Annotated in this window: 7 protein-coding genes and 3 rRNA genes; 7 read left to right on the top strand and 3 right to left on the bottom strand. The window is 65.8% G+C overall.

Annotated features, from left to right (window positions below; translation table 11 throughout):
* Window positions 1-19: 19 nt before the first annotated feature.
* Window positions 20-1339 carry an aminotransferase class I/II-fold pyridoxal phosphate-dependent enzyme gene (locus tag ACN9M0_RS04925; RefSeq protein WP_366042083.1) on the bottom strand — a complete coding sequence of 440 codons (1320 nt, stop codon included), beginning with the start codon at window positions 1337-1339 and terminating at the stop codon, window positions 20-22.
* Window positions 1340-1384: 45 nt separating this feature from the next.
* Here ACN9M0_RS04925 and ACN9M0_RS04920 point away from each other — a divergent pair, with 45 nt between their 5' ends.
* On the top strand, window positions 1385-2674 hold the full coding sequence (locus ACN9M0_RS04920) for an MFS transporter (protein ID WP_399699487.1): 1290 nt from the start codon (window positions 1385-1387) through the stop codon (window positions 2672-2674).
* A gap of 23 nt (window positions 2675-2697) precedes the next feature.
* A complete protein-coding gene (locus ACN9M0_RS04915; protein WP_366042085.1) occupies window positions 2698-3588 on the top strand; it encodes a hypothetical protein in 891 nt (296 codons plus the stop codon).
* A 72-nt stretch (window positions 3589-3660) separates the two neighbouring features.
* On the opposite strand, the gene ptsP is transcribed toward ACN9M0_RS04915, so the two are convergent.
* Entirely contained in the window at window positions 3661-5331 is a 1671-nt protein-coding gene (gene ptsP, locus ACN9M0_RS04910; RefSeq protein WP_366042086.1) for a phosphoenolpyruvate--protein phosphotransferase, read from the bottom strand.
* Window positions 5332-5411: 80 nt separating this feature from the next.
* The gene (locus ACN9M0_RS04905) at window positions 5412-5861 is read right to left on the bottom strand and encodes a PTS sugar transporter subunit IIA (protein WP_366042087.1); all 450 of its coding nucleotides are present in this window, start codon (window positions 5859-5861) and stop codon (window positions 5412-5414) included.
* Between the two features lie 662 nt (window positions 5862-6523).
* Here ACN9M0_RS04905 and ACN9M0_RS04900 point away from each other — a divergent pair.
* The 5 genes from ACN9M0_RS04900 (at window position 6524) to ACN9M0_RS04880 (ending at window position 15026) form a co-directional block, all read left to right on the top strand.
* Window positions 6524-8049 (top strand): 16S ribosomal RNA (locus tag ACN9M0_RS04900).
* A 287-nt stretch (window positions 8050-8336) separates the two neighbouring features.
* A 23S ribosomal RNA gene (locus tag ACN9M0_RS04895) occupies window positions 8337-11455 on the top strand.
* Between the two features lie 85 nt (window positions 11456-11540).
* A 5S ribosomal RNA gene (gene rrf, locus ACN9M0_RS04890) occupies window positions 11541-11657 on the top strand.
* Together the 16S, 23S and 5S rRNA genes form the textbook arrangement of a ribosomal RNA operon.
* A 147-nt stretch (window positions 11658-11804) precedes the next feature.
* Window positions 11805-12413 carry a CDP-alcohol phosphatidyltransferase family protein gene (locus tag ACN9M0_RS04885; protein ID WP_017238426.1) on the top strand — a complete coding sequence of 203 codons (609 nt, stop codon included), beginning with the start codon at window positions 11805-11807 and terminating at the stop codon, window positions 12411-12413.
* Window positions 12414-12530: 117 nt separating this feature from the next.
* Window positions 12531-15026, top strand: a complete 2496-nt coding sequence (locus ACN9M0_RS04880) for a mannose-1-phosphate guanyltransferase (RefSeq protein WP_366041743.1) — start codon at window positions 12531-12533, stop codon at window positions 15024-15026.
* The last annotated feature ends 90 nt before the right edge of the window (window positions 15027-15116 follow it).

Raw genomic sequence — 15116 nt, 5'->3', positions numbered from 1 at the left:
CCTCCCCGGGTCGGCGCCGTCACCCGCCGTACGTCGCCTGCGCGTCCCCCAGGACCTCGGCGAAGTCGGCCGCGAGCCGCATCGCGTCGGCCGGCGCGAGCGTCGATGTCGTGATCCGCACCGCCGGCGGGGCCGCGATGCGGAACCGTGCCCCCGCGGCCACCCACCAGCCCTGCGTCCTCAGTCCGTTCACCACCGCCGACTCGTCCCGCACGGGCACCCACACGTTGAGACCGCTCGCCCCGACCGCACGGATCCCGTACGTGCCGAGCGCGCCGATCAGCGCCGAGCGCCGCTCCGCGTACGCCGCCTCGCCCGCCGCCACCAGCTCCCGTACGGCCTGGTCGGCGAACAGACCGGCCACCGTCTCCTGCAGGACGTGACTGACCCAGCCCGAGGTCATCACCATCCGCCGGTCGTGCCGCGCCAGCGTCACCGCGTCGCACGCGACACCGGCCCAGCGCAGGTCGATGCCGAGGTGCTTCGACACGGTCCGCACCTGCGCCCACCGGTCGAGTCCCGCGGCCGCGAGCGTGTACGCCGCGGCCCCGCCGACCTCCGCGTTGTGGTCGTCCTCGACGACGAGCACCTCGGGGAACTCCCGGAGCACCGCCACCAGTTCGTCCCTACGCGCCCGCGTGAAGAACGCCCCGGTCGGACACTGGCCCCGCGGACTGCACACCACCGCGCGCACCCCGCTCCGCAGCGCGGCCCGCAGCGACTCCGGCCCGAGTCCCTCCTCGTCCACGGCCACCGGGACCGCCCGCAACCCCAACGCGGGCACCAGGTCGAGCACATGGTGGAACCCGGGATCCTCCACCGCCACGGCGTCCCCGGGCCGCAGCTCCGTCGAGAGCAGCCGCGCGATGCAGTCCAGGGCGCCGTGCGCGAACGTCACGTGCTCCGCCGACACCCCGTCCCGCTCGAACCACGCCCTGGTCAGCTCCTCCAGGTGCGCGAGACGGGGCGCGGCGCGATGGGAGCCGTACACCGGGTCGACGGCCGCCGGGGGCCGCAGTACGGGAAGGAAGTCCGGGTCCGGAAACCCGGCGGACAGATCCACCAGACCGGCGGGCACGCGCGGGGGACGCCGCGAGGCCGCCGACGGCACCTCCGCCACCACCGTCCCGCCCCGGCCCCGCGTGACGATCAGCCCCCGCTGCCGCAGCTCCTTGTAGGCCGTGGCGACGGTGCCCGGACTCACCCCCAGTTCGTCGGCGAGCCGCCGCACCGGGGGGAGGGCGTCGCCCGGTGCGAGCCCGCCCTCGGACACGCCTCGCTCCACGGACGCGGCAATCCCCTTGGCCGTCGCCCCTTCGATCGCATATTGTGCTGCCACGTAATCAATTATGTATCAATACAAAGAAGTTCGCAAGGGGGACCCGTGAGCCGCAGCACCAGCCAACCCACCCGCCCGCCTCTGAAGGACCGCATCCCCGGCGGCACCGACGGCCGCCGCATGCTCCTCGTCGGCTTCATCGACAAGTGCGGCACCGGACTCTGGGCCACGGCCATGGCCCTCTACTTCACCTACGTGACCGGCCTCGGCCTCGGCCAGGTCGGCCTCCTCATCGGCCTCTCCGGCGCCGCGGGCATCGCCGGCGCGCCCCTCGGCGGCCGCCTCGCCGACCGCTTCCCCCTCGTCCGCGTCATCATCTGCACCCAACTCCTCCGCGCCGCCGCCCTCCTCGCCCTCCTCACCACCGACGACTACTGGCTGCTCGTCCTCTTCTCCGCCGCGGGCGCCCTGCCCGACCGCGCCACCAACGTCCTCACCAAGCTCTACGCGGCCCGCGTCGCCGGCCCCGACCGCATCCGCTACCAGGCCATCAACCGCACCACCGGCAACCTCGGCTGGACCCTCGGCGGCCTCGGCGCCGCCGCCGCACTCGCCGTCGGCTCCACCACCGCCTTCCAGCTCCTGCTCATCGGCGACGCGCTGTCCTACCTCGTGATGGCCGCCCTCACCCTCCGCTGCGCCGAGCCCCCCGCCCCCGCCGCCTCCCGCGTCACCGCCGCCTCCACCGACCCGGCCCCGGCGGCCAAGCCCGCCAACCCCTGGCGCGACCGCGGCTTCCTCGCCTTCACCGCCGGCGACGCCGTCTTCTACCTCCACGACTCGATCCTCCAGGTCGCCCTGCCGCTCTGGATCGTCCACGCCACCGACGCCCCGGTCGGCCTCGCGCCGATCCTGCTGGTGATCAACAGCGTCCTCGTCGTGCTCTTCCAGGTCCCGCTCTCCCGCTTCGGGACCACCACCGACGCCGCCCGCCGCCTGCTCGGGCCCCTGGCCGGACTCTTCGCCGCGGGCACGCTCGCCCTGACCGTCTCCCCCCTGGGCGGCCCCACCCTCGCGATCACCGCCCTGATCACGGCGGCCGTCGTCCTCACCTTCGCCGAGATGATCCACACGATCGTCTCCTGGGAGATCTCCGTCGCCCTCGCCCCCGACGACGCCCAGGGCGCCTACCTCGGAGTCCACGGCCTCGCCCAGTCCACCCAGCGCTTCGCGGGCCCCCTCCTCATGACCGGTCTCGTCTCCGCGGGCCCCCTCGCCTGGCCCTTCCTCGGCGCCGCCCTGGTCGCCACCACCGCCGTCCAGAACCGCCTCGCCCGCCGACGCCTCACCGACCCGTCACTGTCAGTGCCGAAGGTTACGGTGAGTGAGCACTGATCGGAGCGTCACCAGGGGGAGACATGACACGCACCGGCACCACCACCGCACACCTCCGCCGCGCCCTGCGCCGCGAGGTCCCCAGCACCGTCGGCCTCCTCGCCGACGAGCAGGACTTCGCCGCGATGCGCCAGTACCGGACCTTCGCCTTCGACGACCACACCACCTACCTGCGGCAGATCGAGGCCCTCCTCAGGACCCTCGCGACCCAGGGCGGCCACACCACCGTCACCCTCTTCGACCCCGAGGAGTACGCGGCCTGGTGCGCCGAGACCGGCACCGACCCCGACCACCCCGCGAGCCGCAGCCGCTTCACCGCCCACCTGGCCACCACCGGCGCCCGCGTCACCTACACCGGCCAGCCCCTCGCCACCCTCCTCCCCGAGCTCGTCGACACCGCCGTCCGACAGGCCACCTGGGAGTACGCCACCACCGTCCTCGCCACCGCAGGCGACTGCGCGGGCTGCGGCAAGGACATCGGCAAAGCCGCGTACGAGCGAGCCGACCGACTGCTCGTACGGCTCCTCGAGGCCGCGGGCCCGGGCATCCACCACCTTGTCTGCAGCGTCCAGGCCGCCGACGACCAACTCCTCGCCGTCCTCCACACCCACGGCACCACACCAACCGAGGACGCCACCGGTACGGAGTTCACCGCCGTCCTCGCCGCCGGCATCGCCCTCACGGCACCCGGCGGAATCGTCCTGCGCACCACCACCGCGGGCGCCCCGGACCGACTCCACGGCTGGCGCCTCACGGGCGGCACCCTGACCCCCCTCACCGAGGCGGAGGTCTTCGCCGCCTACTGCACCGACGCCCGCACCGGCGAACCCCTCTCTCCGGAACCGGGCGTCGAGTACCGCGCCGGCCACCCCCTCGCCCCCGACCCCGACGACGACTGGAACACCCATCACTGACCCCGACGCGACGAAGGGGCTCCCCGCCACCACGTGACGGAAAGCCCCTTCGCCCAGCACCTCAGGGGAGGATCACTCCCCGGACAGCACCGCCTGCGCGGCGAGCCGCGCCTCGTGCGCCGTGTCCGCGGCCCGCGCCGCGGCCGCGGCCCGCTCGCACTGCGCCAGCGTGTACTTGGCGAGCGTCGCCCGCACGTACGGAATCGACGCCGCACCCATGGACAGGGAGGTGACCCCCAGACCCGTCAGCACACACGCGAGCAGCGGATCCGAAGCGGCCTCGCCACACACACCACAGCTCTTGCCCTCGGCCTTGGCCGCCTCGGCGGACAGCGCCACCAGGTCGAGCAGCGCCGGCTGCCACGGGTCCTGGAGCCGGGACACCGCACCGACCTGACGGTCGGCCGCGAAGGTGTACTGAGCCAGGTCGTTGGTGCCGAGCGACAGGAACTCGACCTCCTGCAGGATCGAGCGAGCCCGCAGCGCGGCCGACGGGATCTCGACCATCGCACCGAACTTCGCCCGCAGCCCCGCCTCACGGCACGCGTCGGCGAACGCCTTCGCGTCCGTACGGTCGGCCACCATCGGTGCCATGACCTCGAGGTACACCGGCAGCCCCTCGGCCGCCTTCGCCAGCGCGGTCAGCTGCGTCCGCAGCACCTCCGGGTGGTCCAGCAGCGACCGCAGACCCCGCACACCGAGCGCCGGGTTCGGCTCGTCCGCCGGCGTCAGGAAGTCCAGCGGCTTGTCGGCGCCCGCGTCGAGCACGCGCACGACCACACGGCCCTCGGGGAACGCCTCGAGAACCTTGCGGTACGCCTCGACCTGCTTCTCCTCCGACGGCGCCTGCTTGCTGTCGTCGAGGAAGAGGAACTCCGTACGGAACAGACCGACACCCTCGGCACCGGCCTCCACCGCCGCCGGCACGTCCGCCGGACCGCCGACATTGGCGAGCAGCGGCACCTTGTGCCCGTCGGAGGTGGCGCCGGGACCACTGGACGTGGCCAGAGCGGCCTTGCGCGCGGCGGCGGCCTTCGTCAGCTCCTCCTTCTTCTCCTCGCTCGGATCCACGAAGAGCTCACCGGTGGAACCGTCGACCGCGATGAGCGTGCCCTCGGCCAGCTCACCCGCGCCCGGCAGAGCCACGATGGCCGGCACACCCAGCGCCCGCGCGAGGATCGCGCTGTGGCTGGTCGGCCCGCCCTCCTCCGTCACGAACCCGAGCACCAGCGCCGGGTCGAGCAGCGCCGTGTCGGCGGGCGCCAGATCCCGCGCGATGAGCACGTACGGCTCGTCGCTGTCCGGCACGCCCGGCATCGGCACGCCGAGCAGCCGCGCGACGATCCGGTTCCGCACGTCGTCCAGGTCCGCGACCCGGCCCGCCATGTACTCGCCGGCACCGGCGAGCAGCTCGCGGTAGTGCGAGAAGGCGTCGTAGATACCGCGCTCGGCCGTGCTGCCGACCGCGATACGACGGTCGACGTCGGCCATGAGCTCCGGGTCCTGGGCGATCATCGCCTGGGCCTCCAGCACCGCCTGGGCCTCACCACCCGCCAGATTGCCCCGGGCATTCAGGTCCGCGGCCACAGCCTCCACGGCCTGACGGGCGCGCCCCTGTTCGCGCTCCGCCTCGTCCGCGGGGATCTGCTTGGCCGGCGGCTCCAGAACCGCCGTACCCATGTGCCGGACCTCGCCGATCGCCACTCCGTGGCTGACGCCGACGCCTCGCAGCGTTGTCTCCATCTCACCCGTCTCCGATTGAGCGACGGCCCCGGCCGCCGCGTTGAAAGTCGAACTCGCGGTCGTCATGAGGACGGACCGGCTCAGCTCCAGCCGAAGAGCTGGTCGCCGGCCTTCACATCGCCGTCCTCGACGACTCCGGAGAGCGAGTCCGCGGTGGCCTCCAGGGCCACGATGGGACAGATGGGGGACTTGCCGGCCTCCTCGACCTCGGCGGGGTTCCAGCGCACGACGGCCTGTCCGCGCGTCACGGTGTCACCCTTCTTGACGAGCAGCTCGAAGCCCTGCCCGTTGAGCTGGACGGTGTCGATGCCGAGGTGGGTCAGCACACCGTGTCCCTCTCCGTCGACGACGACGAAGGCGTGCGGGTGCATGGAGACGATGACCCCGTCGATGGGGGAGACCGCCTCCGAGGCCTCACGTACGGGATCGATGGCGGTACCGGGACCGACCATCGCACCGGAGAAGACCGGGTCGGGAACTGCGGCGAGACCGATGGCGCGTCCAGCAAGCGGCGACGTCACGGTTGTCATGGGAAGCCTCCCAGGGGCGGAGATTGTGTGGCGCCGTCACTACCTGTCCTGGACGGCGTACTGTTCTGAAGCGTATGTCATAGGAAGTCCCGGTTCCGCACGAGACGTACCCGTTGGTCGGAGCTAGGGACTACCGGAAACGATTTGCCTCTACTGACGGTGGGATGTACTGTCGTACTCCTGCCTGACCCCAACGCGGCCTTGAGTCGCGGGTCGGCAGCACCTATCAAGCCAGATCCTAACCCCAGTGGTCTACACCTCTGCATGCTCGCAGGGGATGTGGTCAGGGGGACCGAGAAAGCCTGGTAATGTTCAACCCCGCCGGGAACGGAAAGCGCGAATAGCGAATTCCTGCCCCAGCAGCCCGCTCCAGCGGGTGGCAGAAACGGAAATCGGATCTGCTAAGCTGGAAACGAAGGAAGCGCCCGGAGGGCCTGGAAACAGGAACGAAGGAAGCGTCCGCACCTTGAGAACTCAACAGCGTGCCAAAAATCAACGCCAGATTAGTTGATACCCCGTCCATCTTCGGATGGTCGAGGTTCCTTTGAAAAAGTCCACCCCTCGGGGTGGCACACTACAGCGAGGACGCTGTGGACGGTCGGCCATATTCCGGCATGACTGTCCCGCTCAACGCGAGTGTCTCACCGGATTACCGGTAAACATTCACGGAGAGTTTGATCCTGGCTCAGGACGAACGCTGGCGGCGTGCTTAACACATGCAAGTCGAACGATGAAGCCCTTCGGGGTGGATTAGTGGCGAACGGGTGAGTAACACGTGGGCAATCTGCCCTTCACTCTGGGACAAGCCCTGGAAACGGGGTCTAATACCGGATAACACCGGCTCCTGCATGGGGGCTGGTTAAAAGCTCCGGCGGTGAAGGATGAGCCCGCGGCCTATCAGCTTGTTGGTGGGGTAATGGCCTACCAAGGCGACGACGGGTAGCCGGCCTGAGAGGGCGACCGGCCACACTGGGACTGAGACACGGCCCAGACTCCTACGGGAGGCAGCAGTGGGGAATATTGCACAATGGGCGAAAGCCTGATGCAGCGACGCCGCGTGAGGGATGACGGCCTTCGGGTTGTAAACCTCTTTCAGCAGGGAAGAAGCGAAAGTGACGGTACCTGCAGAAGAAGCGCCGGCTAACTACGTGCCAGCAGCCGCGGTAATACGTAGGGCGCAAGCGTTGTCCGGAATTATTGGGCGTAAAGAGCTCGTAGGCGGCTTGTCACGTCGGGTGTGAAAGCCCGGGGCTTAACCCCGGGTCTGCATCCGATACGGGCAGGCTAGAGTGTGGTAGGGGAGATCGGAATTCCTGGTGTAGCGGTGAAATGCGCAGATATCAGGAGGAACACCGGTGGCGAAGGCGGATCTCTGGGCCATTACTGACGCTGAGGAGCGAAAGCGTGGGGAGCGAACAGGATTAGATACCCTGGTAGTCCACGCCGTAAACGTTGGGAACTAGGTGTTGGCGACATTCCACGTCGTCGGTGCCGCAGCTAACGCATTAAGTTCCCCGCCTGGGGAGTACGGCCGCAAGGCTAAAACTCAAAGGAATTGACGGGGGCCCGCACAAGCAGCGGAGCATGTGGCTTAATTCGACGCAACGCGAAGAACCTTACCAAGGCTTGACATATACCGGAAAGCATTAGAGATAGTGCCCCCCTTGTGGTCGGTATACAGGTGGTGCATGGCTGTCGTCAGCTCGTGTCGTGAGATGTTGGGTTAAGTCCCGCAACGAGCGCAACCCTTGTCCTGTGTTGCCAGCATGCCCTTCGGGGTGATGGGGACTCACAGGAGACCGCCGGGGTCAACTCGGAGGAAGGTGGGGACGACGTCAAGTCATCATGCCCCTTATGTCTTGGGCTGCACACGTGCTACAATGGCCGGTACAAAGAGCTGCGATGCCGTGAGGCGGAGCGAATCTCAAAAAGCCGGTCTCAGTTCGGATTGGGGTCTGCAACTCGACCCCATGAAGTCGGAGTTGCTAGTAATCGCAGATCAGCATTGCTGCGGTGAATACGTTCCCGGGCCTTGTACACACCGCCCGTCACGTCACGAAAGTCGGTAACACCCGAAGCCGGTGGCCCAACCCCTTGTGGGAGGGAGCTGTCGAAGGTGGGACTGGCGATTGGGACGAAGTCGTAACAAGGTAGCCGTACCGGAAGGTGCGGCTGGATCACCTCCTTTCTAAGGAGCACAGTACCGATTGCAGGCAAATGTTCTGCACGGTCAGCTCATGGGTGGAACGTTGATTAGTTGGCACGATCGCAAGGTTCACTTCACCAGTACTGCTTCGGCGTGGAACGTGATGATGATCCGAGGGGTCGTGCTTGGCACGTTGTTGGGTGTCTGAGGGTACGGCCGTCATGGTCATGCCTTCGAGGATGCCGGCCCCAGTGAACTTGATTCTTTGGATCAGGGTGATGGGTGGCTGGTCGTTGTTTGAGAACTACACAGTGGACGCGAGCATCTGTGGCCAAGTTTTTAAGGGCGCACGGTGGATGCCTTGGCACCAGGAACCGATGAAGGACGTGGGAGGCCACGATAGTCCCCGGGGAGCCGTCAACCAGGCTTTGATCCGGGGGTTTCCGAATGGGGAAACCCGGCAGTCGTCATGGGCTGTCACCCATGCCTGAACACATAGGGCATGTGGAGGGAACGAGGGGAAGTGAAACATCTCAGTACCCTCAGGAAGAGAAAACAACCGTGATTCCGGGAGTAGTGGCGAGCGAAACCGGATGAGGCCAAACCGTATGCGTGTGATACCCGGCAGGGGTTGCGCATGCGGGGTTGTGGGATCTCTCTTTCACAGTCTGCCGGCTGTGAGACGAGTCAGAAACCGTTGATGTAGGCGAAGGACATGCGAAAGGTCCGGCGTAGAGGGTAAGACCCCCGTAGCTGAAACATTGACGGCTCGTTTGAGAGACACCCAAGTAGCACGGGGCCCGAGAAATCCCGTGTGAATCTGGCGGGACCACCCGCTAAGCCTAAATATTCCCTGGTGACCGATAGCGGATAGTACCGTGAGGGAATGGTGAAAAGTACCGCGGGAGCGGAGTGAAATAGTACCTGAAACCGTGTGCCTACAAGCCGTGGGAGCGTCGGACATAGCTTGCTATGTCTCGTGACTGCGTGCCTTTTGAAGAATGAGCCTGCGAGTTTGCGGTGTGTTGCGAGGTTAACCCGTGTGGGGAAGCCGTAGCGAAAGCGAGTCCGAATAGGGCGATTCAGTAGCACGCTCAAGACCCGAAGCGGAGTGATCTAGCCATGGGCAGGTTGAAGCGGAGGTAAGACTTCGTGGAGGACCGAACCCACCAGGGTTGAAAACCTGGGGGATGACCTGTGGTTAGGGGTGAAAGGCCAATCAAACTCCGTGATAGCTGGTTCTCCCCGAAATGCATTTAGGTGCAGCGTCGTGTGTTTCTTGCCGGAGGTAGAGCACTGGATAGGCGATGGGCCCTACCGGGTTACTGACCTTAGCCAAACTCCGAATGCCGGTAAGTGAGAGCACGGCAGTGAGACTGTGGGGGATAAGCTCCATGGTCGAGAGGGAAACAGCCCAGAGCATCGACTAAGGCCCCTAAGCGTACGCTAAGTGGGAAAGGATGTGGAGTCGCAGAGACAACCAGGAGGTTGGCTTAGAAGCAGCCACCCTTGAAAGAGTGCGTAATAGCTCACTGGTCAAGTGATTCCGCGCCGACAATGTAGCGGGGCTCAAGCGTACCGCCGAAGTCGTGTCATTGCAGCAATAGGGCCAACGCCCGCTGTGATGGGTAGGGGAGCGTCGTGTGCCGGGTGAAGCAGCCGCGGAAGCGAGTTGTGGACGGTTCACGAGTGAGAATGCAGGCATGAGTAGCGATACACACGTGAGAAACGTGTGCGCCGATTGACTAAGGGTTCCTGGGTCAAGCTGATCTGCCCAGGGTAAGTCGGGACCTAAGGCGAGGCCGACAGGCGTAGTCGATGGACAACCGGTTGATATTCCGGTACCCGCTTTGAAACGCCCAATATCGAGCCCATTAATGCTAAGGCCGTGAAGCCGCCCCGGAGCCTTCGGGCAAAGGGGAGTGGTGGAGCCGTCGACCCAAGGTGGTAGTAGGTAAGCGATGGGGTGACGCAGGAAGGTAGTCCAGCCCGGGCGGTGGTTGTCCCGGGGTAAGGGTGTAGGGCGTGTGATAGGCAAATCCGTCACACATGAAGCCTGAGACCTGATGCCGAGCCGATTGTGGTGAAGTGGATGATCCTATGCTGTCGAGAAAAGCCTCTAGCGAGTTTCATGGCGGCCCGTACCCTAAACCGACTCAGGTGGTCAGGTAGAGAATACCGAGGCGTTCGGGTGAACTATGGTTAAGGAACTCGGCAAAATGCCCCCGTAACTTCGGGAGAAGGGGGGCCACGTCTGGTGATGGAGTTTTCCTCCTGAGCTGGGGGTGGCCGCAGAGACCAGCGAGAAGCGACTGTTTACTAAAAACACAGGTCCGTGCGAAGCCGTAAGGCGATGTATACGGACTGACGCCTGCCCGGTGCTGGAACGTTAAGGGGACCGGTTAGTCACATTTCGGTGTGGCGAAGCTGAGAACTTAAGCGCCAGTAAACGGCGGTGGTAACTATAACCATCCTAAGGTAGCGAAATTCCTTGTCGGGTAAGTTCCGACCTGCACGAATGGCGTAACGACTTCTCGACTGTCTCAACCATAGGCCCGGTGAAATTGCACTACGAGTAAAGATGCTCGTTTCGCGCAGCAGGACGGAAAGACCCCGGGACCTTTACTACAGTTTGATATTGGTGTTCGGTTCGGCTTGTGTAGGATAGGTGGGAGACTTTGAAGCCGTGACGCCAGTCATGGTGGAGTCGCCGTTGAAATACCACTCTGGTCGTGCTGGATGTCTAACCTCGGTCCGTGATCCGGATCAGGGACAGTGTCTGATGGGTAGTTTAACTGGGGCGGTTGCCTCCCAAAGGGTAACGGAGGCGCCCAAAGGTTCCCTCAGCCTGGTTGGCAATCAGGTGTTGAGTGTAAGTGCACAAGGGAGCTTGACTGTGAGACCGACGGGTCGAGCAGGGACGAAAGTCGGGACTAGTGATCCGGCGGTGGCTTGTGGAAGCGCCGTCGCTCAACGGATAAAAGGTACCCCGGGGATAACAGGCTGATCTTCCCCAAGAGTCCATATCGACGGGATGGTTTGGCACCTCGATGTCGGCTCGTCGCATCCTGGGGCTGGAGTCGGTCCCAAGGGTTGGGCTGTTCGCCCATTAAAGCGGTACGCGAGCTGGGTTTAGAACGTCGTGAGACAGTTCGGTCCCTATCCGCTGCGCGCGCAGGAATATTGAGAAGGGCTGTCCCTAGTACGAGAGGACCGGGACGGACGAACCTCTGGTGTGCCAGTTGTCCTGCCAAGGGCATGGCTGGTTGGCTACGTTCGGGAGGGATAACCGCTGAAAGCATCTAAGCGGGAAGCCTGCTTCGAGATGAGTATTCCCACCTCCTTGAGAGGGTAAGGCTCCCAGTAGACGACTGGGTTGATAGGCCGGATGTGGAAGCCCAGTAATGGGTGGAGCTGACCGGTACTAATAGGCCGAGGGCTTGTCCTCAGTTGCTCGCGTCCACTGTGTTAGTTCTGAAGTAACGAACACGCCCCCCTTTCGGGTGGTGCGGCGGTTCATATCTTCATAGAGTTTCGGTGGTCATAGCGTTAGGGAAACGCCCGGTTACATTCCGAACCCGGAAGCTAAGCCTTTCAGCGCCGATGGTACTGCAGGGGGGACCCTGTGGGAGAGTAGGACGCCGCCGAACAATTTTTAGCCTCAACCCCCGGACTCTGTCCGGGGGTTGAGGCATTTTTGCGTTCCGGAGCGGGAGGGGACCCTGTGCGCCCGGGCGTGGTGGCTGAGGGTAAGGTCGGGGGGCAATGTCGGCACCGTCCCAGCAGGAGGCCCCCGGGTGGAGGTCCAGGAGACTCGCGTTCAGACCGACCGGGTCCTCACCATCCCCAACATTCTCAGCATGGCGCGCCTCGCCGGCGTGCCGCTGTTTCTGTGGCTGATTCTCCGTCCGGAGTTCGGAGGGCCCAACAGCGATGGCTGGGCGCTTCTCGTCCTGATGCTCAGCGGCGTCAGCGACTATCTCGACGGCAAACTCGCGCGGCGCTGGAACCAGATCAGCAACCTCGGCCGGCTGCTCGATCCCGCTGCCGACCGTCTGTACATCCTGTCCACTCTCGTGGGCCTCACCTGGCGGGAGATCCTGCCGCTGTGGCTGACCGCCGCGCTCCTGGCGCGCGAGGCCATGCTGCTCGTCATGGTGGGAATCCTCCGCCGGCACGGCTACCCGCCGCCGCAGGTGAACTTCCTCGGGAAAGCTGCGACTTTCAACCTGATGTACGCGTTCCCGTTGCTGCTTCTCAGTGACGGAACGGGCTGGCTCTCGTCACTCGCTGAAGTTTTCGGGTGGGCCTTCGCCGGATGGGGTACAACTCTGTATTGGTGGGCAGGGATCCTCTACGTGGTCCAGGTCCGTCGACTCGTGAAGGCGGATACCGCGGCCGATTGAGCCCGTCTGTCCTGTGTCGAGCAGCGTCGCCGGCAACAACAGAGGACGTCCCAGGGCCCCTGAGCGGACAGGTGAAGTCGGCAGGACCGTCGTCTCTTCAAGGAGGACGCTTCCGACATGAAGGCCGTCGTGATGGCCGGTGGCGAAGGAACCCGACTTCGCCCCATGACCTCGAGCATGCCCAAGCCTCTGTTGCCGGTGGTGAACCGGCCGATCATGGAGCACGTCCTACGACTGCTCAAGAGGCACGGTCTCAACGAGACCGTCGTCACCGTGCAGTTCCTCGCCTCTCTCGTCAGGAACTATTTCGGTGACGGCGAAGAGCTCGGTATGGAGCTCACGTATGCCAACGAGGAGAAACCGCTCGGTACAGCGGGAAGTGTGAAGAACGCCGAGGAAGCGTTGAAGGACGACGCCTTTCTCGTGATCTCGGGAGACGCGCTCACCGATTTCGACCTCTCCGATCTCATCGCTTTCCACAAGGAGAAGGGCGCCCTCGTCACGGTCTGCCTGACCCGGGTGCCCAATCCGCTGGAATTCGGGATCACGATCGTCGACGAAGAGGGCAAGGTCGAGCGCTTCCTGGAGAAACCCACCTGGGGGCAGGTCTTCTCGGACACCGTGAACACGGGTATCTACGTGATGGAGCCCGAGGTCTTCGACTACGTCGAAGCGGATGTTCCGGTCGACTGGTCGGGTGATGTCTTCCCGCAGCTCATGAAGGAGGGCAAGCCGATCTTCGGCTATGTCGCCGAGGGCTACTGGGAGGACGTCGGCACCCACGAGAGCTATGTGAAGGCTCAGGCCGACGTCCTGGAGGGCAAGGTCCAGGTCGACATCGACGGCTTCGAGATCTCGCCCGGGGTGTGGGTCTCGGAAGGTGCCGAGGTGCACCCCGACGCCGTCCTCAGAGGGCCGCTCTACATCGGTGACTACGCCAAGGTCGAGGCGGGCGCCGAGATCCGTGAGCACACCGTCATCGGCTCGAACGTGGTCGTGAAGACCGGTGCCTTCCTGCACAAGGCGGTCATCCACGACAACGTCTACATCGGGCAGCAGTGCAATCTGCGGGGCTGTGTGATCGGGAAGAACACCGACATCATGCGGGCCGCCCGGATCGAGGACGGAGCCGTCATCGGGGACGAGTGCCTCATCGGGGAAGAATCGATCGTGCAGGGGAACGTGCGCGTCTACCCCTTCAAGACGATCGAGGCCGGCGCCTTCGTCAACACCTCGGTCATCTGGGAGTCCCGAGGGCAGGCCCATCTCTTCGGGGCGCGCGGGGTCTCCGGCATCCTGAACGTGGAGATCACGCCCGAGCTGGCCGTACGGCTCGCGGGGGCGTACGCGACGACCCTCAAGAAGGGGTCGACCGTCACCACCGCGCGCGATCACTCCCGGGGCGCCCGGGCGCTGAAGCGGGCGGTGATCTCCGCGCTGCAGGCCAGCGCCATCGACGTACGGGACCTGGAGAACGTACCGCTGCCGGTGGCGCGGCAGCAGACCGCGCGGGGAAGCGCCGGCGGGATCATGGTGCGGACCTCGCCCGGGGTGCCCGACTCCGTGGACATCATGTTCTTCGACGAACGGGGGGCGGACCTCTCGCAGGGCGGGCAGCGCAAGCTCGACCGGGTGTTCGCGCGCCAGGAGTACCGGCGGGCGTTCCCCGGTGAGATCGGCGATCTCTCCTTCCCGGCGAGCGTCTTCGACTCGTACACCGGCTCGCTGCTGCGGAACGTCGACACCACCGGGATCGCGGAAGCCGGACTGAAGGTCGTCGTCGACGCCTCCAACGGCAGCGCCGGGCTCGTACTGCCCAGTCTGCTCGGGCGGCTCCAGGTCGACTCGCTGACGATCAACCCGGGGCTCGACGAGTCGCGGCCCACCGAGTCGGCCGAGAGCCGGCGGGCCGGGCTCGTGCGGCTCGGGGAGATCGTGGCCTCGGCGCGGGCCGCGTTCGGGGTGCGCTTCGACCCGGTCGGTGAGCGGCTCTCGCTCGTGGACGAGCGGGGGCGGATCATCGAGGACGACCGGGCCCTCCTGGTCATGCTGGACCTGGTGGCGGCCGAGCGGCGGTCCGGGCGGGTCGCGCTGCCGGTCACCACGACCCGTATCGCCGAGCAGGTCGCCGCGTACCACGGCACCCAGGTGGAGTGGACGACCACCTCGCCCGACGACCTCACGCGGGTCGGCCGCGAGGAGTCGACGATCTTCGGCGGTGACGGGCGCGGCGGGTTCATCGTGCCCGAGTTCAGCAGTGTCTTCGACGGGGCCGCCGCCTTCGTGCGGCTCATCGGCCTCGTGGCGCGGACACAGCTCACGCTGAGCCAGATCGACGCCCGGATCCCGCGGGCGCACGTCCTGAAGAAGGACATCGCGACCCCGTGGGCCGTGAAGGGACTGGTGATGCGTCGGGTGGTGGAGGCGGCCGGCAGCCGGTCCGTGGACACCACCGACGGAGTCCGGGTGGTCGAGGCCGACGGGCGGTGGGTGATGGTGCTGCCCGACCCCGCCGAGGCCGTCACCCATCTGTGGGCGGAGGGCCCCGACGACGCCTCCGCGCAGGCCCTGCTCGACGAGTGGGCCGAGGTGGTCGACAGCGCAGGTCGCTGACGGTTCGGGCGGTTCGGACGGGAGGTGCCCCTGGGGTGCCTCCCGTCCGTACGGAGGGGCCATTCGGCGGTAGGCCGTGCGACGTGCGAC

Origin of the sequence: Streptomyces sp. R-07, from assembly GCF_049913175.1 — a bacterium.
In the GTDB taxonomy this organism is placed as follows: Bacteria; Actinomycetota; Actinomycetes; order Streptomycetales; family Streptomycetaceae; genus Streptomyces.
Note: the sequence above shows the minus strand (reverse complement) of the source record. Positions and strands in the feature narration are given on the sequence as shown.